We start from the raw sequence: 25,728 nt of genomic DNA on the forward strand, positions 1-25,728 counted from the left end.
TGAAGAAATAAAAGAATCCCGTTTACATGTTAGTTAAAGTTTTTGGGGCAGCCGTTCACGGTATTGATGCCACCCTTATAACCATTGAAGTCAATATCCGCAGAGGGATAAAATTTATGCTCGTAGGACTCCCCGATGCATCTGTAAAAGAGAGTCACGAACGCATTGTATCGGCTATAGAAGTTAACGGATATAAATTCCCGCGACAGCAGGTAGTTGTAAACATGTCGCCCGCCGACATCCGAAAAGAGGGCTCGGCCTACGATCTTCCTTTGGCTATAGGAATATTGGGGGCATCAGGAGCCATTCAATCCACAAAATTTAACGATTACCTCATTATGGGTGAACTCTCACTCGATGGGACCATCTTGCCAATAAAGGGAGCTTTACCTATTGCCGTAATGGCGAAAGAAAACGGCTTTAAAGGACTTATCCTCCCTTTCGAAAATGCGCGGGAAGCTGCTGTAGTGGATCATCTTGAAGTTTACGGCGTAAAAAACATTTGTGAAGTCATCGAGTTTTTTAACGACAAGCGCAAACTCAAAAGCACTGAAGTGGATATCTATCGGGAGTTCATGATCAATCAATCGGAGTTTGAATTTGATTTTTCCGAGGTAAAAGGACAGGAAAATGTGAAGCGGGCTTTGGAGGTTGCAGCAGCCGGCGGACACAATATCCTGATGATAGGACCTCCGGGTTCCGGAAAATCGATGATGGCTAAGCGCATGCCCTCGATTCTTCCGCCTCTTACCATACAAGAAGCATTGGAAACAACCAAAATTCACAGCGTAGCGGGTAAAATGAGTAGCAATGCATCGCTCATGTCACGTCGGCCGTTTCGTTCACCCCATCATACTATCAGCGATGTAGCAATGGTGGGTGGAGGGGCATTCCCTCAACCGGGAGAAATCAGTTTGGCTCATAATGGGGTGTTGTTTCTCGATGAGTTGCCCGAATTTAATCGCAGTGTACTCGAAGTGATGCGACAACCACTCGAAGATCGGGCAATTACCATTTCGAGGGCAAAATTTTCAATAGAATATCCGGCCGGTTTTATGCTGGTGGCAGCCATGAATCCCTGTCCTTGTGGTTATTACAATCATCCCGATAAAAAGTGTGTTTGTGCGCCCGGAGCTGTTCAAAAGTATCTGAATAAAATATCGGGACCATTGCTCGACCGGATAGATATTCAAATTGAAATCGTACCCGTTCCTTTTGAAAAGATTGCTGACAAAACTCCTTCCGAAAGCAGTACCGAAATTAGAAAACGCGTGATCAGGGCACGACAAATTCAAGAGGAGAGATTTACGAAAACCGCCGGAGTTTATTGTAATGCTCAAATGACTTCCCAATTGCTCCACAGATTTGTTTCGGTTGATGAATCCGGACGCCGGTTATTAAAAACTGCAATGGAAAAGCTCGGATTATCTGCTCGTGCTTATAACCGCATTCTTAAGGTTTCACGCACTATTGCCGATCTGGAAGGGAGCGAAAATATCAAAACAGCTCATCTGGCAGAAGCCATCAATTATCGCAATCTCGATAGAGAAATGTGGGCACAATAATAAATCGAAACATGAATATTTTTCATTGCTTGGCATTGAAGGGAGGGGTGTCGCATTTGGAAAGGATATCCTGAATAACCAACGCGGTTAGCGTGAAACCAAAAACTGCGGTCACATGTACTACTGTTCCATTGGTTTTTTCTCGACGAAAAAAATCGTTTTTGTTCTTTTCGATTGTTGTCCCTTTGTTAGGATAGTGCTCTTCACTATAAACACATAAAATGGGCTTTACCGGCTTTCCCTTATCGCGAAGGTGCCGACGAAGTGCCGCTGCCAGTTTGCAACCTTTTACTTTTTGAAACTCGGCTACACGAATTTGTTGCGGATCAATTTTTAGAGCCGCTCCCATCGACGAAAAAACTGTTGCAGGCGTTTTCGATGCCATTAAAAGCAGATGCGCTTTCTGTTGAAGCGTATCAATGGCATCGATAACATAATCGTACGTTTCCAAATGAAAAGAGGTTGATGTTTCTTCGCTGTACATCTGTGGAACGGCTTTTATTTCGACAAAGGGATTAATTTCGAGCAGTCGATTTTTCATCACTTCCACTTTGAGTTGTCCAATGGTTTGGGTAGTCGCAGGCAATTGCCGATTAATATTCGAAGGAGCTACCCTATCCGGATCTACCATAGTTAGATGCATAACGCCACTCCGAATTAATCCTTCGGCACACCAGCTACCAACACCTCCTAAACCGAAAAGGATCATCCGTTTGGAAGCAATTGCCTTCATGGATTCTTTTCCTACCAACAGTTCAGTCCGAGCAAAAAGTTCCTCGTATTCCATTGTTTTTGGGTTGTTTTTGCAAAAATAAAAGGATTTGCCGAGCCAAACAAAAAAACGCACCCTAATTAGGGATACGTTTTTCTGAGATCATTCGAAATGCTTCATTACACATTTCGAATGAAACGCGGTTGTTTCGATATTTTCAATAATTCGTATATCTCGGCTCGAAATAGGCTTGAGGATGTAAGCAAGACGGACACGTTTTTGGAGCGTTCTTACCCACATATACATAACCACAGTTGCGGCACTGCCATTCAATTTCTTCGTTACGCGAAAAAACGGTGCCACTTTTTACCCGTTCCAACAATTTGCGATATCGTTCTTCGTGGATGCTTTCAGCTTTAGCAATCATACGATACATGACGGCAATTTCTTTAAATCCCTCGCTTTCCGCAACATCGGCACAATGCGGGTAAAGAACAGCCCATTCTTCATGCTCGCCTGCAGCCGCAGCTTCCAGGTTTTCGGCTGTAGTTCCGATAACACCGGCAGGATAAGTCCCGGTTATTTCCACCATTCCGCCCTCCAAATAGCTAAACATTCTTTTGGCATGTTCCTTTTCCTGTTCCGCTGTTTCCATAAAAATGGCGGCAATTTGTTTGTAACCCTCCCTATCGGCCACTTTCGAAAAATAAGTGTACCGCATTCTTGCTTGTGATTCCCCTGCAAAAGTCATCAGGAGATTTTTTTCTGTTTGGGTCCCTTTTATACTTTCCATACTGTCAAAAATTTTTTCAGGTTTAAATACAAATTTATCCGATTTTGTCGAGATAACAAAGTTAATTTATAAAATCCGGGCACCCTATGGGCATAATTATTCTTTATTTAGGATTTACCCTAAACGTTTCATCTCCCTTTTTAAAAAATGCCACAATTTGTCTTGCTGCTGCCAATCCTGCATTAATATTCGCTTCCGATGTTTGTGCTCCTGACTTTTTAGGAGTTGCAAAATAACGTTTCGGAAATTTAGCCGCAAATTCTTCGTGTTTATCCGGTTTGATATCGGTAATGTACCTAAAATTCGGGCGTTCTTCCATAATGCGCATCAAATCATCTTCGTTTACCACCTCTTTTCGTGCCGAATTAACCAAAATACCATCCTGTGGTAGGCGCGATAATAAATTATAGTTTACACATTGACGCGTCTCTTCGAGCAGAGGCATATGCAACGAAACGATATCACTATTATCGAAAAGCTCTTCTGCGCTGTTTGCCGGAATAACACCGTATTCACCTTCCTTACGAAGATCATCCTCAGTCATAATCGGTGAATAGGCATAAACAGGCATATCAAATCCACGTGCGATCTTAGCTACCATTTTAGCTACATTCCCAAAAGCATAAAGGCCCAATCGTCTGCCTCTAAGTTCTTCGCCTGTGGATCCATCGAAATAATTACGCAAAACATAAATGAGCATGCCAAAAACAAGTTCGGCAACCGCATTGGCATTTTGTCCCGGTGTGTTCATCACACAAATATTATGTTCTGTTGCAGCGCTCAAATCCACATTATCATAACCTGCACCCGCACGCACAATTAATTTAAGTTGGGGAGCAGCATCGATTACTTCTTTATCGATAATATCGCTTCGAATAATGACGGCATCAGCATCTTTTATCGCATCGATCAATTGCGATTTTTCTGTATACTTTTCAATTTTATCGAACTGAAAACCATTCGATTCGATAATATGTTGTATTTCGTTTACCGCATTAGAAGCAAACGGTTTTTCTGTAGCTAAAAGTACTTTCATTTTTTCTATCTTAAATTGATTCGTTCGAACTCGCGCATGCAATCAATCAAAGCCTGTACACCTTCTTTTGGCATGGCATTATAAATTGACGCCCTGAAACCACCGATAGAGCGGTGACCTTTGATTCCCACCATCCCTCTTTCTGTGGCAAATTTCAGAAACTCCTGTTCAAGATCCTTATATTCGTCACTCATTACAAAACATACATTCATAATGGAACGATCTTCAGGTACAGCTGTCCCTTTAAACAAAGGATTACGATCGATTTCCTCATATAACATCGTTGCTTTTTCGATATTGATCTTTTCCATCACCTCAACGCCACCAAGAGCTTTAAGCCAACGCAACGTTTCCAAACAAGCATAAATGGGCAATACCGGAGGTGTATTAAACATAGACCCATTCTCTACATGCGTACGGTAATTGAGCATTGTCGGAATCGGACGAGATACTTTCCCTAGCACATCTTCTTTTACAATTACAAAAGCAACTCCTGCAGGTCCTACATTTTTCTGGGCACCACCATAAATAACGGCATATTTAGAAACATCCAGGGGTCGGGAAAAAATATCGGACGACATATCGGCTACCAAAGGGATCGGGCTATCGATATCTTTTCTTATCTCCGTTCCATAAATCGTATTATTGGTGGTGATATGAAAATAATCTGCATCGGCAGGTATCGTATAGTCTTTGGGTATATAACTATAGAGCGCATCTTTTGATGAAGCTACCTCAACCACTTCTCCAAAAAATTTAGCTTCCTTTAATGCCTTATTAGCCCATGTGCCTGTATTCAAATAAGCAGCTTTTTTCTCCAAAAGGTTGTAAGGAACCATACAAAACTGAAGACTTGCACCTCCTCCAAGAAACAAAACCGAATAACCATCCGGAATCTGCAGCAGTTCTTTAAAAAGGGCTACAGCCTCGTCCATTACTGCCTGAAAATCTTTGGAACGATGACTGATCTCCATAATAGAAAGGCCACTCCCATTGAAATCTTTAACAGCCTCCGCTGTTTTTTCTATTACTACCTGAGGAAGTATGGAAGGACCTGCATTAAAATTGTACTTTTTCATAAAAAATAGCTCTTTAATAAATGTTTTGACAAGATTGTGGAGTAAAAAATAACTGAAAATTTTCCACCGACAAAGCTACAAATTTATTTAATAAAAAGTACAATAAATATGACAAAATTTTAGAGAAGAGGGAATGTATTTATCATATCTCAAGAGATTTGCGCAATTCCAAAGATATTTGTTCAATTAAACAATCAGTACGATCATTTTCGAAAAAACCATACACGACCCCGACAAAACAAATGGAATTTGCAGAAACGGAATTTTTATGTATCTATGTGTAAATTGAAAATTATCACGTACATTTGTTCAACTAAAATGCAACAGGAATGAGTGCTCAATATCCATCCATATTACTCGAAAATGCGGTAAATGAATTTGCAAAATTACCGGGAATCGGGAAAAAAACCGCCTTACGACTGGTATTGCATTTATTGCGTCAAAATTCTGTCAATGTTGAAAATTTCCTTTCGGCAATAGCGACACTCAAACACGAAGTAAAATATTGTTCCCTTTGTCACAATATTTCCGATAGCGAAGTTTGTTCCATTTGTTCAGACAAAACCAGAGATGCATCATTGGTCTGCGTGGTGGAGAATGTAAAAGAAGTAATGGCAATTGAGGGAACAATGCAATTTAAGGGATTGTATCATGTATTGGGAGGAATCATTTCTCCCATCGATGGAATAGGTCCTTCCGATTTAGAAATCGACAGTTTGGTAGAAAGAGTAAAAACCGGCGATATCAAGGAGGTAATTCTTGCCCTAAGCGCTACAATGGAAGGTGATACCACCAACTTCTATATCTATCGAAAATTACAACCTTATGACGTAAAGGTCAGTATCATTGCCCGCGGCGTATCTATCGGGGATGAAATCGAATATGCCGATGAGGTAACCCTTGGACGTTCCATTTTAAATCGAACCCCTTTTGACGAAACTTACAGATTAACTTCAAAATAATGACGCTACCGATCGAAGAAAAAACTATCCGGCAATTACGCCATCACTATCTTATCCATTTTATTGTACTGGGAATCCTTTTTTTATCAACCTTATTTAAGGTAATCCGAGTGGGAGAAATACCTTCTTCACTACAGCTCATCATCGACCAATGCTCCATACTACTCACGATTGTGGGTATACCATTGGCTTTGAAATTGTTTTCGAATAAAACAAATAAAAAGTCACGCCCCTATAATGCAGAAATAGGGACAAAAATATATAAGAAAGCCTTTTCACAAAGACTCTACTTTCTTAGTTTTATAATCCTTTGGAATATTTCGGCCTCGATTGTCTCTCCTAATGGAAATTACACTTGGCTTATTATTATTCTTTTTATTGTTTTATTGTTCTGCAAACCATCGTTCCCCGAGTTGGAAAATTTGATTGAGAAAAAAGACGCGGGAAACGCCATAACGTAAATAAAAAACAAATGAGTAAATTACTTCAAAACAATGAGATATTGCTTCGTGCCCTTGAGCCTGAAGATCTTGATATTCTGTATGAATGGGAAAACGATACGGACTTATGGAAATACGGTTCATCACTATCCCCTTTTTCCCGCTTTGCCCTCCGACAGTATCTGATATATGCACAACAAGATATCTACCAAACCAAACAACTTAGGCTTATGATTGTTCTTCGTGAAGGCAACCGGCGAATCGGGACGGTAGACTTGTATGATTTTGAGCCCTTTCATGGAAGAGCAGGGGTGGGAATCCTGCTCGATCAAAAGTACAGAAATCAAGGGTATGGCTTCAAATCGCTCGAACTGTTGGAAGAATACGCTTTCAATTTTCTTAAGTTGCATCAATTATATGCATTTATTCCGGAACCGAACGTGGCAAGCATTCGACTTTTCAAAAAGGCAGAATTTGAATGCACTGCAATATTGAAAGATTGGATGTCGCTTCAACAGGTATTTGTAAATGTATTCGTGATGCAAAAATTCAATACGGGAAAAAATCAATAGCCTATGCAAAACGATATAAAAAAAGCATGCGAAATAATGAATCAAGGTGGAGTTATCCTCTATCCTACAGACACCATCTGGGGTATCGGTTGTGACGCAACTAACGAAGAAGCGGTTGAGAAAGTATATCGCATCAAACAACGTAGCGACAGCAAATCCATGCTGGTTTTGTTGGACAATCCGGCTAAACTGGAATTTTATGTGAAAGAGGTTCCCGAAATTGCATGGGACTTGATTGAACTTTCGGAAAAGCCGCTCACCATCATCTATGATGGAGCAAAAAATCTTGCTCCCAATCTAATTGCACAAGACGGCAGCATCGGCATCCGCATCACAAACGAAATTTTTTCGAAAGAACTCTGTAAACAATTCAAAAAACCCATTGTATCCACTTCGGCAAACATTAGCGGAAAACCTTCTCCTGCTTCATTCAAAGACATTGATGAAGAAATTAAAAAATCGGTTGATTATATTGTAACATTCCGACAAAAGGAGAAAATAAAATCGGCTCCTTCGAGTATTATAAAATTGGGGAAAAACGGCACCATTCAAATCATACGAAAATAAAACAAGAGCTTTATCTTTGAGAAAAGAAAATTTAACGGTAAAAAATGACTTCAAAATTTAAGGAGTTGTATCAACATTTCTTACTGTGGCTGAATAAGCACATAAAAGAACGTACTTTGTTGTTATTTGTATGTTTTTTAGTGGGTATTGCTACAGCAGTGGCTTCTTACATGGTAAAAACTTCGATCCATTTCATACAAGTATTTCTCACAGAAAACTTTACTCCGACCGGTGCCAACTATTTTTATTTGCTTTACCCTCCTATCGGCCTTTTGCTATGCGGATTATTTGTAAAATACATCGTAAAAGATGATATCAGTCATGGGGTAACAAAAGTGCTTTATGCAATTTCACAACGTAAAAGTCGGATAAAGCCACACAACATGTACACCTCCATTGTCGCCAGTTCTATCACAATTGGTTTTGGCGGCTCGGTGGGAGCAGAAGCACCTATCGTACTGACAGGTTCGGCTATCGGTTCAAATTTGGGACGATTTTTCAAATTGGATCAACGAAACCTCATGTTGTTGGTGGGATGCGGGGCTGCCGGGGCCATTGCCGGCATTTTTAAAGCACCCATTGCGGGTATTTTGTTCGTAATTGAAGTATTGTTGCTCGACCTCACCATGTCATCGATTCTGCCTCTGCTGGTGACGTCTGTAACCGCCACTACGGTTTCGTATTTGCTCACGGGAATGGACGCCATGTTTGCATTTTCACAAGTTGAGCAGTTTACGCTCAACAGAATCCCTTATGTCATCATACTGGGAATCCTTTGCGGATTTTTATCCCTCTACATAACCCGCGTCATGATATGGAATGAAAATATCTACCATAAACTCAGTCCCTTAAAAAGATTTCTTATGGGAAGCGTCATTTTAAGTGTGCTGATTTTTTTCTTCCCTCCTCTTTATGGCGAAGGATATAATTCTATCGATATCTTATTGGCCGGAGGAGACAAATACAAAGAACTGATGAATGGTAGTTTCTTTTACTCTTTACATAATCGGTGGGGTATTATCGTTTTTCTTTCTCTTATCACGATCTTTAAAATATTTGCCACAAGTGCCACCAACGGAGGAGGGGGTGTGGGTGGAGTTTTTGCTCCCACTCTTTTTCTGGGATGTATTCTCGGCTTCATTTTTTCATACACAATGAATCAACTGGGATATGGCACATACCTCCCTCAGGAAAATTTTGCATTGATGGGTATGGCCGGTGTAATGGCTGGCGTAATGCACGCCCCTCTTACGGGCACCTTCCTTATAGCCGAACTTACCGGCGGATACGAACTTTTCCTGCCACTGATGATCGTTTCAAGCTGCTCATATGGTACTATTATTGCCTTTGAAAAACATAATATCTACGCCATCCGTTTAGCAAAAAAAGGGGAACTCATCACCCACCACAAAGACAAAGCCGTGCTTACTTTTCTAAAAGTTGAAGATATCCTGGAAACCGATATTCCTGTTGTGAAACCCGATATGACATTGGGAGATATGGTAAAAATTATTTCCAATTCAACACGCAATATTTTCCCGGTAGTAAACGACAATGGTGTATTGCTCGGACTTGTCTATCTGAATGATATCCGAAATATCATTTTCCGTCCTGAACTTTATGATCGATTCAAAGTCGAAAAAATCATGGTTGGCCCCCCGGCCAAAATCAATATCAATATGCCGATGGAAAAAGTAATGAATATCTTTGAAGATACCAAAGCCTGGAATCTGCCGGTTGTAGACGACAACGGAATCTACAAAGGGATCATTTCTCAATCCACCGTGTTTAACGCGTATAGAGAAGTATTGTTGGAAAACTATTCTGAAATTGACGAATAAAAACAGGAGGTTATGAAGAAAGAAGATTTACGCATCGTATTTATGGGAACACCCGAATTTGCTGTGGAATCATTAAAAGCATTGGTAGAAAACAATTATAACGTGGTAGGTGTAATCACTTCACCCGATAAACCTGCAGGAAGGGGGTATAAAATTCAGCAATCGCCGGTGAAAAAATATGCCTTGGAACATGATATTTTTTTATTACAACCCGAAAAATTGAAAAATGAAGTTTTTTTGAATGAGCTCCGAAAACTGAAAGCCGATTTACAAATTGTTGTGGCCTTCAGAATGCTTCCCGAAGTGGTATGGAACATGCCACCGAAAGGCACCTTTAACCTACACGCATCTCTGCTTCCACAATATCGCGGAGCGGCGCCCATCAATTGGGCTATCATCAATGGAGAAGAAGAAACCGGCGTGACCACCTTCTTCCTTTCCCATGAAATAGATACCGGAAAAATCATTTTTCAGAAAAAAGTCGCGATTGAAAAAAACGACAATGCAGAAACCCTTCACAATAAACTGATGAAGGAAGGAGCAGGCTTGGTGATTAAAACAGTCGATGCCATTTTGAACGATACGGTTGAAACCATTTCTCAAAATGAATACCTTGCCAATCAAACCGAACTGAAACCGGCCCCGAAAATATATAAGGAAACGTGTAAAATCAACTGGGATCAGCCAACGAAAAACATTTATAATTTTATAAGGGGATTGTCTCCCTATCCTACTGCGTGGACAGTGCTTGAAATAGATCCGGAAAATACACTGCATCTGAAATTGTTTGAGAGTTCAGTCATGAATGAAAATCATGCTTTGCTTCCGGGAACCATTGTCACTGACAACAAAACCTATCTTAATGTGGCAACGAAAGACGGCTTTATCGGTATTTCAGACATTCAGCCCGCAGGGAAAAAACGGATGAAAATTCGTGATTTTCTCAATGGGTTTCATATCCCGAATCACGCTGTTTTCAAATGATTCTTCACCATTTGTAATTCAATCCGAAACTCACAACTTCATTAATTTGGAAATATTTAAAAGTAGGATCCGGATCAACGGTATCGTCATACCGAACATTCAAATACAATCGCGTTGAGAAATATTGACTCAGCATCATATTCAGGGTATTTTCAAATTCGGCTTCCACATTATCATAGGCGGTGAAATATTTAAAACGCGAATTCCAAGAAATATACCGCGTTATATCATACGTCATGATGGATGTGATGGTAGATCCCAAATCCAACATCGACTTTTTCCCTTCAGGAATCCCATACCTCCCAACATCCACCTTACTATTTGCCACATACCGGTAGTTAACTGAAAGAGGAGAAAGATCCAGCGTCAGGCGCAATCTTCTATACCTTATCTCTTTTGATTTTTTATCCAACCCATACCGCATTCCTATTCCGACATTCACATATAAAGGAGAGAGAAGTGCCGATCTCAATGTAGTGGTATTGGGAGGATAGTTATTAAACAATTGCGATTTAATTTCCGTATTCATCGAATAGGACCACTTTTTAATAAAAGCATCGATACCTAAATTACCGTAATACCGAATCAAATCCTCTCCTATCCGATAATTACGAATGGTATCTTCGGGAGAATTGTATATCGAAAACCGCCATTCCAACATATTGTTGAACCGAATATTATTCTTTTGATAATTTGCCTGAATCATATGATAATTATTGAAGTTCAGGTTACTTGTACCTCCTTTGTGCCAATTGGCTGAAAAATAGTTTTGAGAAAATTGCAACGAATGCTCACCAAAAAGTATCCAGTACTTACGTCCAATTTCCACTGTTTTTACCGCCGGCGGCTCCAAAGGAGCAGTCCTTTCCGCTTTGATAAGTTCTTTAAACGGATTAAATTTTTCAATAACATCTTTTTGAGTATCAATACGAGGTATCGTATCGAAATGGTACACCGATATCTTTACCCTATCGGGATATTGCCGCCAATATTGTCTGCGAACTTCATCAATAAACGCCATTTTCTCCAACATCGGTGCAAACGTATTTTCAGGGGATATCAGTATTCCCTTATAAGGATCCTCTTCTTTGGGAGGATAAAAAGAAAGATCATCGGGAAGTATTTTACCCGTAAAAACAACAGGCAGAAATAGGGGATTGATAATCATGGTGTCCTTAAAAGTCAGCCCTCCCAAATCGGGACTTCTAAATAAACTGTCCGGAAGCTCCAACGTCCCGTTCTTTTTACGCACATACAACGAATCCAGATAATTGGTCCTTTGTTTTTTTGCTGAATTAAGCCGATTACTATCCGTACGACGAACGGTTGCATCGCTAAAACCGGCATTTCCCTTCGAGACTTCCCTTTCCTGTAACTGAACACTATCACGCAAATGAACAGAAATAGGAGTAACCGAGGTTTGTTCCTGACTTTCCACGGTTCCTCTCATCTGTTTTTCTATATCGGTGATCGTATTGAAAATGTCAAGGCTATCCAAAACGCCAACTTCACCGGCATCTCGATTCCCATTATACCATTCGGAACCTATCAGAGAAAAAGAATATATACAAGCGATGAAAAACGTGAATGTAAACTTCATTTCAAGGTAATTTTCGACAACAATGTCTATTTACACCGCACAAAGTTATAAAAAAACTTCATCAATCAAATTCAATAAAAAAGCAAACCGGCCATAATCAGGTTACCACAAAAATATAGCTATATGAAATAGATACAATACAGGTCAACAAAAAAGGGAAATACCCTAACTTTAGCCATATTTCCCTTACTCTTTCTAGTAAATAGCGTATCATTCACTCTCGCGACTGTAATTCGGCGCCTCACGCGTGATCATCACACTATGCGGATGACTCTCGATATATCCTGCGGAAGTAATTCGGGTAAATTTGGCTTTGTGAAGCTTTTCGATATTTTCAGCCCCACAATATCCCATACCGGTACGCAACCCACCAACCATTTGATAAATAACCTCCTGTAAGGTTCCTTTAAACGGCACTCGAGCCTCAATTCCTTCGGGAACGAGCTTCTTTATATCGTCTTCCATATCTTGAAAATACCGATCTTTCGACCCCTTTTGCATGGCAGGTAGCGATCCCATACCACGGTAAAGTTTGAATTTACGGCCGTTGAAAATAATGGTTTCACCGGGAGATTCTTCCGTCCCTGCCAATAGAGATCCCATCATTACCGATGAACCACCCGCAGCCAATGCTTTCACAATATCGCCCGAATAACGCAAACCACCATCGGCAATTACCGGAATATCCGTCCCTTCCAATGCTTTTGCAACATCATAAATGGCCGTTAACTGCGGCACGCCTACACCCGCAATAATACGTGTTGTACAAATGGAACCGGGTCCGATCCCTACCTTCACGGCATCGGCTCCGGCATCAGCCAGGAACTTCGCAGCATCAGCTGTCGCAATATTTCCGACCACGACATCAATATCGGGAAACGCATTTTTCACGCGCCTCAACATATCAACCACACTTTTGGAATGCCCGTGTGCCGTATCGATAACAATAGCATCGACCCCGGCTTCAATTAAAGCTGTTGCTCTTTCGAGAGAATCTGCTGCGATACCGATGGCTGCCGCAACGCGCAATCTGCCTTGCTTATCTTTGCAGGAAAAAGGTTTATCTTTGGCTTTCGTAATATCCTTATACGTAATCAGCCCGATGAGTTTATTTTCGGCATCTACCACCGGCAGTTTTTCAATCTTATGTTGCTGCAAAATATCGGCAGCAGCTTCTAAATCGGTCGACTGATCGGTCGTAACAAGATTATCTTTCGTCATTACCTCGTCGATGCATTTATTCATTTCGCGCTGAAAACGAAGATCCCGATTTGTGACAATGCCAACCAACCGATTTTCCTCATCCACCACCGGAATTCCTCCAATCTTAAATTCAGCCATCAGAGCCAACGCATCACCAACCGTTTTTCCCCGTGTAATGGTGATAGGGTTAATAATCATCCCATTTTCGGCACGCTTAACGGTTTTTACCTGTTTGGCTTGTTCCTCAATGGTCATATTCTTGTGAATTACACCCATACCACCCTCACGTGCAATAGCAATAGCCATCATGGTTTCTGTAACGGTATCCATAGCTGCAGAAACCATGGGAATATTCAATGAAATATTGCGGGAAAATTTGGTGGTTAAATCAACTTCACGCGGAAGCACTTGGGAGTAAGCGGGGACTAACAAAAGATCATCGAAAGTCAGCCCTTCCATAATAACTTTATCTGCAATAAATGACATAAGTTTTTGCCTTTCTTAATTTATTGCATGCAAAAGTAATTGTTTTTATGGAAATAGGCATCATTTAGGCCGTTAATTTTTATTTCTAAGCGAAATTCAATTGGCTATAAAGTTAATAGATATTTTCGATATAGGATAGTTAGTTATAAATTTTTTTATTATTCGGAAAAACCCTACTTTTGAGTGTCAAAAATGAATTACAAATAAAAAAAATCAAGAATTATGTCAGTATTAGTTGGTAAAAAAGCCCCCGTATTTTGGGCTCCGGCAGTTATAAATGGCTCGGAAATAGAGGAAAATTTTTCTCTCAATCAGTATGTGGGTAAAAAATATGTAGTTTTCTTTTTCTATCCTGCCGATTTCACTTTTGTATGTCCTACAGAAATCATCGCATTTCAGGACAAAATAGCCGAATTTGAAAAAAGAAACACCGTTGTAGTAGGTGCTTCAACCGATTCTGCCACCACTCACTGGAAATGGCTACAAACACCGCAAAATGAAGGGGGAATAAAAGGGGTAACCTATCCTTTGGTAGCCGATCATGCGTTAACCATCTCGATGCAGTACGATGTACTTGCAGGGAAATATGAAGCGGATGAATTCGGAAATCCGGTTTTCAAAGGCTCTCCTGAAGCCTATCGCGGATTGTTCCTGATTGACAAGGAGGGGATTGTTCGCCATCAGATAGTGAACGATATGCCACTAGGGCGGAGTGTGGACGAAGTACTTCGCATGATTGACGCGCTTCAGTTTACCGAAAAATATGGCGAAGTATGCCCTGCCAACTGGCATAAAGGTGAAAAAGGACTAACGCCCACCCATGAAGGTATTGCTAGTTATCTTTCGGAAAAAGAGAAAAAAGGAAAGTAAACAATTCTCTATCTATGCTATTTTTAACCAAAACCTCAATTTAAAAGCCTGCTCAAAAACAGGCTTTTTCCATTATCTAACTCTTTCGAAAAAATTCAGAACAAACAGGTTGTTCTATTTCAAGACCTCCATTTCCTTAAATATTTTCTCAATACGTTCCACTGCATAATCAATCTGTTCAAAAGTATGAGTGGCCATGAGCGAAAAACGAATCAAAGTATCATTGGAAGAAACAGCAGGGGGCACTACCGGATTCACAAAAATGCCCTCCTCGAAAAGCATTTTTGTAATGGTGAATGTTTTTTTGTCATCCCTAATATATAAAGGGATAATAGGACTGGCGGTAGGTCCAACTTCAAAGCCTCTTTCTTTGAACTGATCAAGCGTATAATGGGTTAAATCCCATAAACGCTTTATCCGATCGGGCTCAGACTTCAAAATATCTAAAGCAGCCGATGCGGCAGCAGTAGCCGCGGGTGTGATACTTGCACTAAAAATATAGGGACGGGCATTGTGTCTCAGATAATTAATTACCGGATATTCCCCCGCAACAAATCCTCCGATAGATGCCAGCGATTTACTGAATGTTCCCATTATCAGATCCACCTCGTCAAGTAAACCAAAATGATCACACACTCCTTTCCCGCTATAATTGGCTCCCAATACGCCAATTCCATGAGCCTCATCCACCATGATGTTGGCATTGTATTTTTTTGCCAGCCTTACGATTTCGGGTATATTAGCCAAATCGCCTTCCATACTAAATACTCCATCCACCACAATTAATTTCACCTTTGTGGGGTCACAACGTTTCAGCTGCTTTTCGAGCGATATCATATCATTATGACGAAATTTGTATTTAGTAGAAAAAGAGACTCTTTCGCCTTCAATAATGGAAGCATGATCCCTTTCATCCCACAAAATATAATCGTCGCGGCCGGTAATACATGAAATAACACCCTCATTTACAGTAAACCCCGTTGAAAACACAAGCGCATCTTCCTTATGAACAAAATCAGCAAGTTTTTTCTCCAATTCCACGTGGATATCCAGTGTGCCATTCAAAAAACGGGAACCCGCCATTCCTGTTCCGTATTTTTTTGTGGCTTCTATAGCTGCTTCCTTAACTTTTGGATGATTAGTCAATCCCAGATAAGCATTCGATCCAAACATGAGGACCTTTTTGCCGTTTATGATAACTTCAGTATCCTGATCACTTTCGATAACCCGAAAATAGGGATAAATGCCTTCCGCTTTGTATTTCTGCGGGGCATCGTATTTCATCATTTTTTCTCTTAACAGATTCATTCGATAATTATTAGATGTTTTTCCCATTTTATCTATCCCAAAAATTATCTGTCATGCACGGATAGAATTTCCATTGAAAAGCAGCATGCAAAGATAATAATAAATTCATATTCCGCCTTCAATTATTTTTAATTTATGGATTAAGAGTACTCATCATCAGCCAAAAGAACAGTACGATTCTTTTACAAACGATCGTTTTTTCTCTTATATAAAACGCTTTTCAAAAAACATGCAAACATTTTTCGTATCTGTATGTTATTACAGGTATAGTTGAATAATCAAATCATTTTAAAAACACGTCGATTATGCTGAGTAATCATTTAGAAACTGCATTAAACAAACAGATTAACGCCGAATTTTGGTCGGCATATCTTTATTTGTCCATGTCAACCCACTTTGCTTCAGAAGGACTGAATGGTGTAGCAAACTGGTTTAAAGTCCAATTTAAAGAAGAGCAAGATCATGCCTTAAGAATCATAAATTACGTAATCTCGCAAGGAGGAAGAGTGGAATTGGCTCCTATCGATAAAGTATCGACCAAATGGGAATCGTTACTGGCTGCTTTTCTTGACACGTTGGAACACGAAAAAGTAGTCACGGCACGCATTCATGAAATTGTGGCAATGGCTCGCGAAGAAAAAGATTTTGCCACCGAAAATATGCTGCAGTGGTTTGTGAATGAACAAGTAGAAGAAGAAGAAACGGCACAAAACATCATTGATGCCCTCAAATTGATTGGGGACAACGGAATGGGCATCTACATGATGGATAAAGAACTCGGTAGGCGCACATATGTCCCTCTCTCAGACGCTAAATAAATGGGTTGATCATGCCCGAAATTCTCATGAGAATGAAAAAAACCATTGGCATTGTATTTGTAGGGCTGATTATATTGTCATGCAACAATGCTTCAAGCAAAGATTCCGGTTCGTTGCTCTGGAAAGTCTCGGGCAACGGACTGGAAAACCCTTCTTACCTTTTTGGGACTCATCACCTTATCCCCATCTCTTTTCTTGATAATATTGAGGGAATAAAAGAAGCCGTTGAATCTACCGAACAAACCATTGGAGAAATCGATTTAACCGAAATGGGCCAAATGCAACTGAAACTGATGAGCGAGGCACTCCTGCCGGAAGATATTACGTATGAATCGTTATTACATAAGGAAGATATCGTCTTGCTTGACAGTGCATTACATGAATGGTTGGGGGTCGGATTAGATCAATTGGGGCACTTGAAACCGTCCATGCTGAGCAACCTCATCTCTGTAACACTTTATAAAAAATATTATCCCAACCTCTCGGGAGAAAAAAGTATGGATGAATATTTTCAAGAAGAGGCGAGCAAACGATTTCGGCCGGTAAAAGGATTGGAAACCGTTGACGAACAAATAGAAATACTAGTTAATTCCCAGTCGCTCACTCGACAAGCAGAATTACTCATGTGCGTAGTCAAACACCCCGACCTCCTGAAAGAGCAAATGGATAAATTGCAAGCTGCTTACCATGCATACGATTTGGAAAGTATAAGAAAACTTTACGAGGAAGATAATCCTGACGATCCTTGTCCTGCAACTCCGGAAGAAAAAGATATCTTGAATAAAAAACGTAACCAACAATGGCTGGAAAAATTACCTGCACTAATGAAAGAAAAACCGTCATTTATAGCAGTAGGTTGCGCTCATCTGGCCGGGGAAGACGGACTGATTGAGGGGTTGAGAAAATTGGGATATAAAGTGGAGCCGGTAAAATAAAATTATCGTTTTTCCAACAAAACCACATTCTCGACATGATGAGTATGCGGGAACATATCTACAGGTTGAACGCGAGTTACGCGATACTTGCCGGCTAGTAAATTCACATCGCGAGCCTGTGTAGTGGGGTTACAACTTACATATACGATATGCCGAGGTTGGGCAAAAAGAAGGGCCCGGATAACATGAGCATGCATCCCCGCGCGTGGCGGATCGGCAACAACCACATCGGGGAACCCGTGTTCAGCTATAAAATCAGGTGTGAGAATATCCTTGATATCGCCGGCAAAGAAAAAGGTATTGTCAATGCGATTCAGTCTCGAATTCTCGATAGCGTCCTCAATAGCTTCGGGTACATATTCTATCCCGATTACCTTCTTTGCACTTCGAGCCAGGAAATTAGCGATAGTTCCTGTTCCCGTATATAAATCATAAACCAATTCATCGCCTGAAAGCCGGGCAAATTCACGCACAATCGTATACAGATTATAGGCTTGTTCGCTGTTGGTCTGATAAAACGATTTTGGACCGATTTTAAATTTCAGACCCTCCATTTCTTCATAAATGCAATCGTTTCCCCTCCATGTAACAATCTTCTGATCCGTAATGGTATCATTAGCCTTTTCATTAATAACGTAAAGCAACGACGTTATCTGAGGAAATTCATCAGCAATAAAATTCAGCAGTTTTTCGCGTTTTTCTTTATCCTCATTAAAGAAAGCCACGATCAACATAATCTCGCCAGTGGAAGTAGTGCGAATAATTAGGTTTCGCATCAGACCTTTCTGATTGCGAAGGTCAAAAAACTCATAATCGTTCTGGAGGCAAAACCGGCGAATAGTGTTTCTGATCTGATTTGAAATGTCATCTTGCAACCAACACCGCTGAATATCCAATACTTTATCGAACATTTGAGGGATATGAAATCCCAATGCTTCCCTATTAATGGAAATTTCCCCATTCTCTACCTCTTTTTTGGTAAGCCATCTTCTATTTGAAAAAGTAAATTCCAGTTTGTTGCGATAGAAAGTAGTTTTGGGAGCACCTAAAATAGGGGAAATCTCAGGCAACTCCACTTTCCCGATATGGGTGAGATTACCCTCAACCTGTTTCTGTTTGTATTTCAACTGAAGATTGTAAGGCAGCATCTGCCATTTACAACCGCCGCATATTCCAAAATGTTCACAAAAGGGCTCTACGCGATCGGGAGAATAAGTAACAAAACGCACTACTTTCCCTTCGGCATAGTTATGTTTTTTACGAGTCAACTGAATGTCCACCACATCACCGGGAACAGCATAAGGAACAAAAACAGCCATTCCGTCAACTTTAGCAATAGCCTTGCCCTCAGAAGCTACATCGGTAATCGTAACCGATTCCAACAAAGGAAGTTGTTTTTTCCTGTTCGGCATGAATTGTTGTTTTTAATTCACAAAGATACACAATGTTCGCATATCATTGATTTCATCTATCCATTTCTTAAATTACATGCACCTAATTGTTAATATATATAGAATTTTATTTATCAAGTACCCATTTCCCGCAAATTAATCATTCTCGTGAGATTTTGCAAACAATAAAAAAAGAGAGTGTTTATCAGAACACCCTCTCCCAATCACCGTAAAATCAGAGCAATTATAATTTGGACAATTCCGAACCTGCTTTAAACTTTACAGTTTTCTTAGCAGGAATATTAATTGCTTTCTTCGTACGCGGATTGATACCTTTTCGAGCACTTCTCTCCACAACGGAAAAAGTGCCGAAGCCTACCAATACCACTTTGCCTTCTGACTTTAGTTCATTTGCAATAGCTTCTAAAGTTGCATCCAATGCTTTCTTTGAATCAACCTTGCTAAGCCCCGACTTTTGGGCAATAGCGTCAATGAGTTCCGACTTATTCATGAGAAAAACGTTTAAAAAATTAAACATACATAAAGATGAGGCCTATAGCCTATTTGCCGCCAAATATAAAAGATAATTCAATAATAATCAAGAAAAATTGTGAAAAATGTCGGTTTTTATTAAAAATAATAGCATTCTGAGGGAAAAATTCATTTTCGAACAAAAATTATCCGTAATTTTGTACTTTAACTCAAGAGATTTATAGAATGAATAATTCGTATCCGGGATTTATGGGATTTACATCCCCCGTTACCAAAAATATTATCATCATAAATGTTCTCATGTGGTTGACTCAAGTCGTCTTGCGACAAAGAGGCATAGATCTGTCCGATTTTTTAGGCCTTCACTACATAGAATCGCCCTCTTTTCGTATTTGGCAACCCGTTACCTATATGTTTATGCACGATCCCTACTCTTTCATGCATGTATTTTCCAATATGTTTGCCGTTTTCATGTTCGGGCGAACATTAGAACATATATGGGGGTCTAAGCGTTTTCTGGGATATTATTTCATCACCGGCATTGGTGCAGCTTTTACACAAATGCTGGTGATTTTTTTGCGTATCCGATTCGTAAAGAGCGGAATGTCTCCTGAAGCAATTTCCGAGGTATATATTCATGGAGTCAATCTGCTGCATCAAAATATGAATTTTATAGATCCATTACAGGCTAACCTCAACCTTTTGCTGAACACGGTTACCATAGGAGCATCAGGAGCGGTGTTTGGAATTTTGCTGGCTTTCGGAGTATTGTTTCCTAATGCCGAGCTATTTATCATTCCGTTTCCTTTCCCGATTAAAGCAAAATGGTTTGTATTGGGTTACGGATTTATCGAATTATTTTTTGGAATTTCCAATTTCTCGGGGGATAATGTAGCACATTTTGCACATCTTGGAGGAATGATTTTTGGTATCTTTGCCATACTTTATTGGAAGAAAAAAGATTGGAAAAATGGCCGATTTTATTGAAACCCTGAAATACAGATATAAAACAAGCAATGTATTGATGAAATTGATTTTTATCAACATTCTTGTTTTTCTTCTTATCAAGATTACCGGCATTTTTTTTACCCTGTTTAAAATCGGTGATTTTGATATATTCCCCTATATTGCCGTACCCTCAGAACCAACCGAATGGATAAAGCGATTTTGGACGCCGATAACCTATATGTTTGTACATGAAGGTTTTTGGCATATATTGTTCAATCTTCTTTGGTTATATTGGTTTGGACAAATTTTCATGCAATATTTTACCGGCCGCACACTGGGAAGTTTGTACATTTTAGGAGGGTTGTCCGGCGCATTACTCTACATGATTGCATTCAACACCATTCCCTATTATATAGATATGGGGGGCGGTTGGATGATAGGCGCATCTGCAGCAGTAATGGCCATTGTAATGGCTGCTGCATTTTACAGACCCGATGTCCGCCTGAATTTATTCCTTTTGGGAAGAATCAAAATTATTTATATTGCACTGTTTGCATTTATTCTCGATTTTCTTTCTCTCGATGATATAGCCAATCCGGGAGGTCATATTGCCCATATAGGCGGAGCTGTTGCAGGATATATCTTTGCAATCCAATATCGAAAAGGCAAAGATATAACTTCATGGATCAGTAAATTAATCGACGGACTGTCCAATCTTTTCAAAAAAAAGAAAATAAGCAACAAGAAAATGAGAGTCTCGCATCGCCGTTTTGAAAGCGACAGCGATTTCAATTATCGTAAACATAAAGAACAAGAAGAAATCGATGCTATACTCGATAAATTGAAACAATCGGGATACAGCGCATTAACGGAAGAAGAAAAAAGGAAGTTGTTCGATGTCGGCAAAAAATAAGAAAATAACCTTTCGTAAAATAATTCAATATCTCGTCTTCGCAACGAATATTATTGCCATCATATTGCTCGCCTCTTCCTCCCTTGCTTGGAAGGTTTCACCATTGAAAACCAATTTCTTTTCCTACATCGGACTCGGTTTCGGCATAATATGGCTTGTCAATATCGTTTATCTGTTTTTGTGGATACTATTTTCGAAATGGAAACTCGCTCTTATATCATTGATAGCCCTCCTGGTTTGCCATAAACCGATCCTAACTTTTTTCCCCCTTCATCTTTTCCCGAAAGAGGTGCCCCAAAAAAGTATAAAAGTGCTGACATACAACGTAGAAGGTTTCAGAGATGAAATGCAAAAAAATGCTCCTACCCATCCCATCCTCGAATATATTGCCAATACCGATGCCGATATCGTTTGTCTTCAGGAATACATGATCAGCAAAACCGGTCAATCGTTGATATCGCAACATGATGTAAATAAAATTCTCAACAAATACCCTCATCGTTCGGTTACCGGATTGGAATCATCAGGTAAATATCATATTTATGGATTAGCATGTTTCTCTAAATTCCCTATCGTAAAGACCCACGAAATCATTTTCGATAATTCGTATAATGGTGCCGCAATTTATACTGTCGATATCGATAATTTACCTTATACGGTGGTTAACGTCCACTTGGAATCGAACCAAATAACAACCGAAGACAAAAAACTTTACAGCGATTTTCTCCAAAATAAAGAGACAGCCAATTTAGAGGAAGTAACAACCAATATTCGCAGTCGTTTAGGACGAGCATACCGCAAAAGGGCACATCAGGTACAAAAAATAAACAATTCCCTTGCCAAGGAAAAAACTAACGGAATTATTCTTTGCGGCGACTTCAACGATACCCCCATCTCGTATGCCTATCACCAATTGAAAGGGGATCTCGTCGATGCTTATGCTTCTACGGGTTTAGGACCGGGCATTACGTATCACGAAGATTTTTTTCTCTTCCGCATCGACTATATCATGCACAGTAAAAACATGAAAGCCTATCGTACAAAGGTTGATAAAGTAACCTATTCCGACCACTATCCGGTATATACTTTCCTGGAAAGGCAGAACTGACAACTTTCTTGCTTGTCGATTGTTGAAATAAAGATAAACAGTTGAATCTTATGTACAGCATTAGCAAACAATTTTCATTTTCTGCCGCACATTCGCTGCAAGAACTTTCACCCGAACATCCTTGCACCCGATTGCACGGCCACAATTATGTAGTAACCGTTTATTTGAAATCGGAACAGCTGAACAAAACCGGATTTGTATGCGATTATAAAGAATTGGAAATAATCAACGAATACATCGACAGCCATTTAGATCATAAAAATCTTAACGACATTATGTCTCCATTGAATCCGTCGGCAGAAAATCTGGCAAAAATGCTTTACGACATTTTTAAACCGGCATTCCCGCAACTTTACGCTGTCGAGGTAAGCGAAACACCCAAAACTTCTGCCATTTATGAAGTTGAAAGTGAATGAAATATTCTATTCGCTGCAAGGCGAGGGAGCCCGCACAGGAGAGCCTTTTGTTTTCATCCGCCTTTCCGGTTGTAATCTCAATTGCAGTTTCTGCGATACCGATTATTCTTCGGGTAGCATCATGTCAGTCGAGGAAATTCTCGACAAAATTAACTCCTATGGTTGCAACCGCATCTTATGGACAGGAGGCGAACCTACCTTGCAATTAACCGACGAAATCGTTTCATTTTTTAAAGAAAAAGGATATTGGCAAGCAATCGAAACCAACGGAACACACAGCGTTCCGTCCGGAATCGATTACATTACCTGCAGCCCTAAAGAAGACTTCGAAACTATCCGCAAACGTATTCCCGAAGTAAACGAATTGCGTTTCCCTATGGAAGCAGGCGATCCATTACCCGACATTTCACTGTTGCCCAAAGCCGAAAAATATCTGTTAAGTCCCGTCTTCAACGGCAACATTCTTGTTCCCGAAAATGTTTCCCACTGCATCGAGCTCATCAAAGCTCATCCAACTTGGGGTTTAAGTCTGCAAATCCATAAACTCATCGGTATCCGATGAAATTGAAATTTCAAGATTAGGCAAAAAGAATGACACGTTTTGATGTGAAAATACTCGGTTGTGGATCGGCAATGCCCACCACGTTGCATAATCCTTCTTCTCAATTGGTAAATGCGAACGAAAAAATATTCATGATCGATTGTGGTGAAGGAACGCAGTTGCAAATGCGAAAATTCAAAACCCGAATAAGTAAGCTGCACAGCATTTTTATTTCACATCTTCACGGCGATCATGTCTTGGGGATTCCCGGCCTTGTTTCCACCCTGAACATGCTGGGAAGAAAAGGCGATCTCAACATCTATGCCCCTAAAGAAATTGAACCCTTATTTTCCGCTACGCTGGAATTTTTCTGTCCCCATCGGGAATTTCAAGTACATCTTTTCCCTTTGAACGACAAAGAATTTAATCTTCTTTACGAAAACAAATCCCTTCGTATCTATTCTTTTCCTCTGAAACACCGCATCCCTACATGCGGATTTCTATTCGAGGAAAAAGAAAAACCACGCCACATTAAACGGGAGATGATTGACTTCCATCAAATCCCCATACACCAAATTAAAGCGATTAAAGCCGGTGCCGATTTTGTAACCGATAAAGGGAAAGTAATCCCAAACGACATGCTAACTTCTCCTGCCAATCCTCCACGCCGTTACGCCTATTGTTCCGATACTGCCTATTACCCCGATATCATCCCTTATATCGAGGGAGTGGATGTGCTTTACCACGAAGCCACATTCGCAGAAGCGGAAGCTGTTCGAGCACAACAAACCTTTCATTCCACCGCACGTCAAGCCGCGGAAATTGCCCAAGCAGCCGGTGTAAAAAAATTGCTGCTAGGCCATTTTTCTGCTCGATATACCGAATTGAACGATCTCTTACGCGAAGCCCAAGCCATTTTTCCCAACACTCATTTAACTTTTGAGGGGATGGATATTATTTTATAGCCAAATCATTATAAAATAGAGTTAACCAACGCTTTTACTTTTCACAAAGAATACCTATCTTTGCAATCACGAGTTGAGCAATCAAAAAATCATTCTCAATTGCTGATTACAAAATATTCACCTCATTTTATTTATATATACAGATGAAAGTAGCTATAGTGGGAATAAGTGGAGCCGTGGGACAAGAATTACTCCGGATATTGGAAGAAAGAAATTTTCCTGTAGAGGAACTCGCACTTTTCGGGTCATCGCGCAGTGCAGGCAAAACCTACACCTTTAGAGGAACTTCGATAAAGGTAAAACAACTGCAACATAACGACGATTTCAAAGGAATTGACATTGCATTTGTATCGGCAGGAGGCAGTACCTCTCTCGAGTTTTCCGAAACCATCACCAAACATGGCACAATCATGATCGATAATTCCAGTGCTTTTCGCATGTATGATGATGTCCCGCTGGTTGTTCCGGAAGTGAACCCCGAAGATGCACTAAACCGACCCCGTGGAATTATTGCCAATCCAAACTGTACCACTATTCAAATGGTAGTGGCTTTGAAAGCAATCGAAGATATTACCCATATCCGAAAAGTGCATGTAGCCACTTATCAAGCTGCATCGGGAGCAGGAGCAGCTGCAATGCGTGAATTGGAAAACCAATACAAACAAATTGTCAACGGAGAAAAACCCACCATAGAAAAATTTCCCTATCAGTTGGCATTTAACCTGATTCCGCAAGTGGACGTGTTTACCGAAAACGGTTATACAAAAGAAGAGCTAAAGATGCACAACGAAACACGAAAAATCATGCACTCCAATATCGAGGTAAGTGCCACTTGTGTCCGCGTTCCGGTAATGCGCGCCCATTCCGAAGCCACTTGGATCGAAACGGAAAGGTCTGTTCCCGTTGAAGAAGCCCGTGAAGCTTTTGCCAAAGCCGAAGGTGTGGTATTGATGGACAATCCCGATAAAAAAGAATATCCCATGCCATTGGATGTTACCGGAAAAGATGAAGTATATGTAGGACGAATCCGCAAAGACTTGACAAACGACAAAGGATTAACATTCTGGACAGTATCGGATCAAATCAGAAAAGGAGCGGCACTAAACGCCATTCAAATAGCAGAGTATTTGCTTAAACAACAATAAATCCAACGCATAAACGTAACCTAAAAGGCCGACGGGAA

The 25,728-nt window shown here is 40.2% G+C and carries 26 protein-coding genes; 17 read left to right on the plus strand and 9 right to left on the minus strand.

The window, feature by feature from the left end; genetic code table 11:
• The first annotated feature begins 26 nt into the window (after positions 1–26).
• On the plus strand, positions 27–1,565 hold the full coding sequence (locus OLM34_RS07565; protein ID WP_264406354.1) for a YifB family Mg chelatase-like AAA ATPase: 1,539 nt from the start codon (positions 27–29) through the stop codon (positions 1,563–1,565).
• Positions 1,566–1,587: 22 nt separating this feature from the next.
• Here the strand turns inward: OLM34_RS07565 and OLM34_RS07570 are convergent, their stop codons facing one another.
• The 4 genes from OLM34_RS07570 to serC all read right to left on the minus strand — a co-directional run bounded on the left by OLM34_RS07570 (position 1,588) and on the right by serC (position 5,185).
• Positions 1,588–2,352 carry a tRNA threonylcarbamoyladenosine dehydratase gene (locus tag OLM34_RS07570; protein ID WP_264406356.1) on the minus strand — a complete coding sequence of 255 codons (765 nt, stop codon included), beginning with the start codon at positions 2,350–2,352 and terminating at the stop codon, positions 1,588–1,590.
• Between the two features lie 142 nt (positions 2,353–2,494).
• Complete coding sequence (gene rbr, locus OLM34_RS07575; RefSeq protein ID WP_264406357.1) at positions 2,495–3,070, minus strand: rubrerythrin; 576 nt, start codon at positions 3,068–3,070, stop codon at positions 2,495–2,497.
• 103 nt (positions 3,071–3,173) lie between these two features.
• Entirely contained in the window at positions 3,174–4,106 is a 933-nt protein-coding gene (locus OLM34_RS07580) for an NAD(P)-dependent oxidoreductase (RefSeq protein ID WP_264406359.1), read from the minus strand.
• A 5-nt stretch (positions 4,107–4,111) separates the two neighbouring features.
• Positions 4,112–5,185, minus strand: a complete 1,074-nt coding sequence (serC, locus tag OLM34_RS07585; RefSeq protein ID WP_264406361.1) for a 3-phosphoserine/phosphohydroxythreonine transaminase — start codon at positions 5,183–5,185, stop codon at positions 4,112–4,114.
• A gap of 329 nt (positions 5,186–5,514) precedes the next feature.
• Here serC and recR point away from each other — a divergent pair, with 329 nt between their 5' ends.
• From recR to fmt, 6 genes are read left to right on the plus strand one after another with little or no spacing between them, the layout of a single operon-like run.
• Positions 5,515–6,147 carry a recombination mediator RecR gene (gene recR, locus OLM34_RS07590; RefSeq protein ID WP_264406363.1) on the plus strand — a complete coding sequence of 211 codons (633 nt, stop codon included), beginning with the start codon at positions 5,515–5,517 and terminating at the stop codon, positions 6,145–6,147.
• Positions 6,147–6,608 (plus strand): hypothetical protein, encoded by a 462-nt coding sequence (locus OLM34_RS07595; RefSeq protein WP_264406364.1) that lies wholly within the window; start codon positions 6,147–6,149, stop codon positions 6,606–6,608. Before recR ends, OLM34_RS07595 begins: the two co-directional genes overlap by 1 nt.
• Before the next feature lie 11 nt (positions 6,609–6,619).
• Positions 6,620–7,159 carry a GNAT family N-acetyltransferase gene (locus OLM34_RS07600; RefSeq protein ID WP_264406366.1) on the plus strand — a complete coding sequence of 180 codons (540 nt, stop codon included), beginning with the start codon at positions 6,620–6,622 and terminating at the stop codon, positions 7,157–7,159.
• Between the two features lie 3 nt (positions 7,160–7,162).
• The gene (locus tag OLM34_RS07605) at positions 7,163–7,726 is read left to right on the plus strand and encodes an L-threonylcarbamoyladenylate synthase (protein WP_264406368.1); all 564 of its coding nucleotides are present in this window, start codon (positions 7,163–7,165) and stop codon (positions 7,724–7,726) included.
• A 44-nt stretch (positions 7,727–7,770) separates the two neighbouring features.
• Positions 7,771–9,567 (plus strand): chloride channel protein, encoded by a 1,797-nt coding sequence (locus OLM34_RS07610; RefSeq protein WP_264406369.1) that lies wholly within the window; start codon positions 7,771–7,773, stop codon positions 9,565–9,567.
• A 12-nt stretch (positions 9,568–9,579) separates the two neighbouring features.
• Positions 9,580–10,551 (plus strand): methionyl-tRNA formyltransferase, encoded by a 972-nt coding sequence (gene fmt, locus OLM34_RS07615; RefSeq protein WP_264406370.1) that lies wholly within the window; start codon positions 9,580–9,582, stop codon positions 10,549–10,551.
• Positions 10,552–10,555: 4 nt separating this feature from the next.
• On the opposite strand, the gene OLM34_RS07620 is transcribed toward fmt, so the two are convergent.
• Together OLM34_RS07620 and guaB are read right to left on the minus strand one after the other, a co-directional pair.
• A complete protein-coding gene (locus OLM34_RS07620; RefSeq protein ID WP_264406372.1) occupies positions 10,556–12,151 on the minus strand; it encodes a DUF3078 domain-containing protein in 1,596 nt (531 codons plus the stop codon).
• A gap of 210 nt (positions 12,152–12,361) precedes the next feature.
• Positions 12,362–13,840, minus strand: a complete 1,479-nt coding sequence (guaB, locus tag OLM34_RS07625) for an IMP dehydrogenase (RefSeq protein WP_264406373.1) — start codon at positions 13,838–13,840, stop codon at positions 12,362–12,364.
• A 222-nt stretch (positions 13,841–14,062) separates the two neighbouring features.
• Here guaB and OLM34_RS07630 point away from each other — a divergent pair, with 222 nt between their 5' ends.
• A complete protein-coding gene (locus OLM34_RS07630) occupies positions 14,063–14,710 on the plus strand; it encodes a peroxiredoxin (RefSeq protein ID WP_264406375.1) in 648 nt (215 codons plus the stop codon).
• Positions 14,711–14,824: 114 nt separating this feature from the next.
• Here the strand turns inward: OLM34_RS07630 and spt are convergent, their stop codons facing one another.
• Positions 14,825–16,018 carry a serine palmitoyltransferase gene (gene spt, locus OLM34_RS07635; RefSeq protein WP_264406408.1) on the minus strand — a complete coding sequence of 398 codons (1,194 nt, stop codon included), beginning with the start codon at positions 16,016–16,018 and terminating at the stop codon, positions 14,825–14,827.
• Between the two features lie 305 nt (positions 16,019–16,323).
• On the opposite strand from spt, the gene OLM34_RS07640 reads away from it, so the two are divergent.
• Positions 16,324–16,836, plus strand: a complete 513-nt coding sequence (locus OLM34_RS07640) for a ferritin (protein WP_264406376.1) — start codon at positions 16,324–16,326, stop codon at positions 16,834–16,836.
• A gap of 11 nt (positions 16,837–16,847) precedes the next feature.
• Entirely contained in the window at positions 16,848–17,771 is a 924-nt protein-coding gene (locus tag OLM34_RS07645; protein WP_264406377.1) for a TraB/GumN family protein, read from the plus strand.
• A 2-nt stretch (positions 17,772–17,773) separates the two neighbouring features.
• Here the strand turns inward: OLM34_RS07645 and rlmD are convergent, their stop codons facing one another.
• Both rlmD and OLM34_RS07655 read right to left on the minus strand, forming a co-directional pair.
• On the minus strand, positions 17,774–19,183 hold the full coding sequence (gene rlmD / locus OLM34_RS07650) for a 23S rRNA (uracil(1939)-C(5))-methyltransferase RlmD (protein WP_264406378.1): 1,410 nt from the start codon (positions 19,181–19,183) through the stop codon (positions 17,774–17,776).
• Between the two features lie 223 nt (positions 19,184–19,406).
• Complete coding sequence (locus OLM34_RS07655; protein ID WP_264406380.1) at positions 19,407–19,673, minus strand: HU family DNA-binding protein; 267 nt, start codon at positions 19,671–19,673, stop codon at positions 19,407–19,409.
• A gap of 206 nt (positions 19,674–19,879) precedes the next feature.
• Here OLM34_RS07655 and OLM34_RS07660 point away from each other — a divergent pair, with 206 nt between their 5' ends.
• The 7 genes from OLM34_RS07660 (at position 19,880) to OLM34_RS07690 (ending at position 25,690) form a co-directional block, all read left to right on the plus strand.
• Complete coding sequence (locus OLM34_RS07660; protein ID WP_264406381.1) at positions 19,880–20,641, plus strand: rhomboid family intramembrane serine protease; 762 nt, start codon at positions 19,880–19,882, stop codon at positions 20,639–20,641.
• Positions 20,625–21,515, plus strand: a complete 891-nt coding sequence (locus tag OLM34_RS07665) for a rhomboid family intramembrane serine protease (protein ID WP_264406383.1) — start codon at positions 20,625–20,627, stop codon at positions 21,513–21,515. The genes OLM34_RS07660 and OLM34_RS07665 overlap by 17 nt, the downstream gene beginning before the upstream one ends.
• Positions 21,499–22,623 carry an endonuclease/exonuclease/phosphatase family protein gene (locus tag OLM34_RS07670; RefSeq protein ID WP_264406385.1) on the plus strand — a complete coding sequence of 375 codons (1,125 nt, stop codon included), beginning with the start codon at positions 21,499–21,501 and terminating at the stop codon, positions 22,621–22,623. Before OLM34_RS07665 ends, OLM34_RS07670 begins: the two co-directional genes overlap by 17 nt.
• A 50-nt stretch (positions 22,624–22,673) precedes the next feature.
• Positions 22,674–23,039 carry a 6-carboxytetrahydropterin synthase QueD gene (gene queD, locus OLM34_RS07675; protein ID WP_264406388.1) on the plus strand — a complete coding sequence of 122 codons (366 nt, stop codon included), beginning with the start codon at positions 22,674–22,676 and terminating at the stop codon, positions 23,037–23,039.
• A complete protein-coding gene (locus OLM34_RS07680) occupies positions 23,020–23,601 on the plus strand; it encodes a 7-carboxy-7-deazaguanine synthase QueE (RefSeq protein WP_264406390.1) in 582 nt (193 codons plus the stop codon). The genes queD and OLM34_RS07680 overlap by 20 nt, the downstream gene beginning before the upstream one ends.
• A 29-nt stretch (positions 23,602–23,630) precedes the next feature.
• A complete protein-coding gene (locus OLM34_RS07685; protein ID WP_264406391.1) occupies positions 23,631–24,545 on the plus strand; it encodes a ribonuclease Z in 915 nt (304 codons plus the stop codon).
• A gap of 143 nt (positions 24,546–24,688) precedes the next feature.
• Positions 24,689–25,690: an aspartate-semialdehyde dehydrogenase gene (locus OLM34_RS07690; protein ID WP_264406392.1), complete on the plus strand. Its 1,002-nt coding sequence runs from the start codon at positions 24,689–24,691 to the stop codon at positions 25,688–25,690.
• Positions 25,691–25,728: the final 38 nt, after the last annotated feature.

The sequence above is a fragment of the Anaerorudis cellulosivorans genome (assembly GCF_025943985.1).
Classification (GTDB): Bacteria; Bacteroidota; Bacteroidia; order Bacteroidales; family Dysgonomonadaceae; genus Anaerorudis; species Anaerorudis cellulosivorans.

Excerpts from the sequence above, each read along its gene's own strand:
- guaB (WP_264406373.1), bottom strand. The coding sequence starts at position 13,840 with ATGTCATTTATTGCAGATAAAGTTATTATGGAAGGGCTGACTTTCGAT.
- OLM34_RS07665 (WP_264406383.1), top strand. The coding sequence starts at position 20,625 with ATGGCCGATTTTATTGAAACCCTGAAATACAGATATAAAACAAGCAAT.
- OLM34_RS07645 (WP_264406377.1), top strand. The coding sequence starts at position 16,848 with ATGCCCGAAATTCTCATGAGAATGAAAAAAACCATTGGCATTGTATTT.
- OLM34_RS07610 (WP_264406369.1), top strand. The coding sequence starts at position 7,771 with ATGACTTCAAAATTTAAGGAGTTGTATCAACATTTCTTACTGTGGCTG.
- OLM34_RS07570 (WP_264406356.1), bottom strand. The coding sequence starts at position 2,352 with ATGGAATACGAGGAACTTTTTGCTCGGACTGAACTGTTGGTAGGAAAA.
- fmt (WP_264406370.1), top strand. The coding sequence starts at position 9,580 with ATGAAGAAAGAAGATTTACGCATCGTATTTATGGGAACACCCGAATTT.
- OLM34_RS07600 (WP_264406366.1), top strand. The coding sequence starts at position 6,620 with ATGAGTAAATTACTTCAAAACAATGAGATATTGCTTCGTGCCCTTGAG.
- queD (WP_264406388.1), top strand. The coding sequence starts at position 22,674 with ATGTACAGCATTAGCAAACAATTTTCATTTTCTGCCGCACATTCGCTG.
- serC (WP_264406361.1), bottom strand. The coding sequence starts at position 5,185 with ATGAAAAAGTACAATTTTAATGCAGGTCCTTCCATACTTCCTCAGGTA.
- rlmD (WP_264406378.1), bottom strand. The coding sequence starts at position 19,183 with ATGCCGAACAGGAAAAAACAACTTCCTTTGTTGGAATCGGTTACGATT.
- OLM34_RS07660 (WP_264406381.1), top strand. The coding sequence starts at position 19,880 with ATGAATAATTCGTATCCGGGATTTATGGGATTTACATCCCCCGTTACC.
- OLM34_RS07580 (WP_264406359.1), bottom strand. The coding sequence starts at position 4,106 with ATGAAAGTACTTTTAGCTACAGAAAAACCGTTTGCTTCTAATGCGGTA.
- rbr (WP_264406357.1), bottom strand. The coding sequence starts at position 3,070 with ATGGAAAGTATAAAAGGGACCCAAACAGAAAAAAATCTCCTGATGACT.
- OLM34_RS07670 (WP_264406385.1), top strand. The coding sequence starts at position 21,499 with ATGTCGGCAAAAAATAAGAAAATAACCTTTCGTAAAATAATTCAATAT.
- OLM34_RS07630 (WP_264406375.1), top strand. The coding sequence starts at position 14,063 with ATGTCAGTATTAGTTGGTAAAAAAGCCCCCGTATTTTGGGCTCCGGCA.
- OLM34_RS07640 (WP_264406376.1), top strand. The coding sequence starts at position 16,324 with ATGCTGAGTAATCATTTAGAAACTGCATTAAACAAACAGATTAACGCC.
- OLM34_RS07605 (WP_264406368.1), top strand. The coding sequence starts at position 7,163 with ATGCAAAACGATATAAAAAAAGCATGCGAAATAATGAATCAAGGTGGA.
- OLM34_RS07565 (WP_264406354.1), top strand. The coding sequence starts at position 27 with ATGTTAGTTAAAGTTTTTGGGGCAGCCGTTCACGGTATTGATGCCACC.
- OLM34_RS07680 (WP_264406390.1), top strand. The coding sequence starts at position 23,020 with ATGAAGTTGAAAGTGAATGAAATATTCTATTCGCTGCAAGGCGAGGGA.
- OLM34_RS07655 (WP_264406380.1), bottom strand. The coding sequence starts at position 19,673 with ATGAATAAGTCGGAACTCATTGACGCTATTGCCCAAAAGTCGGGGCTT.
- OLM34_RS07685 (WP_264406391.1), top strand. The coding sequence starts at position 23,631 with ATGACACGTTTTGATGTGAAAATACTCGGTTGTGGATCGGCAATGCCC.
- spt (WP_264406408.1), bottom strand. The coding sequence starts at position 16,018 with ATGAATCTGTTAAGAGAAAAAATGATGAAATACGATGCCCCGCAGAAA.
- recR (WP_264406363.1), top strand. The coding sequence starts at position 5,515 with ATGAGTGCTCAATATCCATCCATATTACTCGAAAATGCGGTAAATGAA.
- OLM34_RS07595 (WP_264406364.1), top strand. The coding sequence starts at position 6,147 with ATGACGCTACCGATCGAAGAAAAAACTATCCGGCAATTACGCCATCAC.
- OLM34_RS07620 (WP_264406372.1), bottom strand. The coding sequence starts at position 12,151 with ATGAAGTTTACATTCACGTTTTTCATCGCTTGTATATATTCTTTTTCT.
- OLM34_RS07690 (WP_264406392.1), top strand. The coding sequence starts at position 24,689 with ATGAAAGTAGCTATAGTGGGAATAAGTGGAGCCGTGGGACAAGAATTA.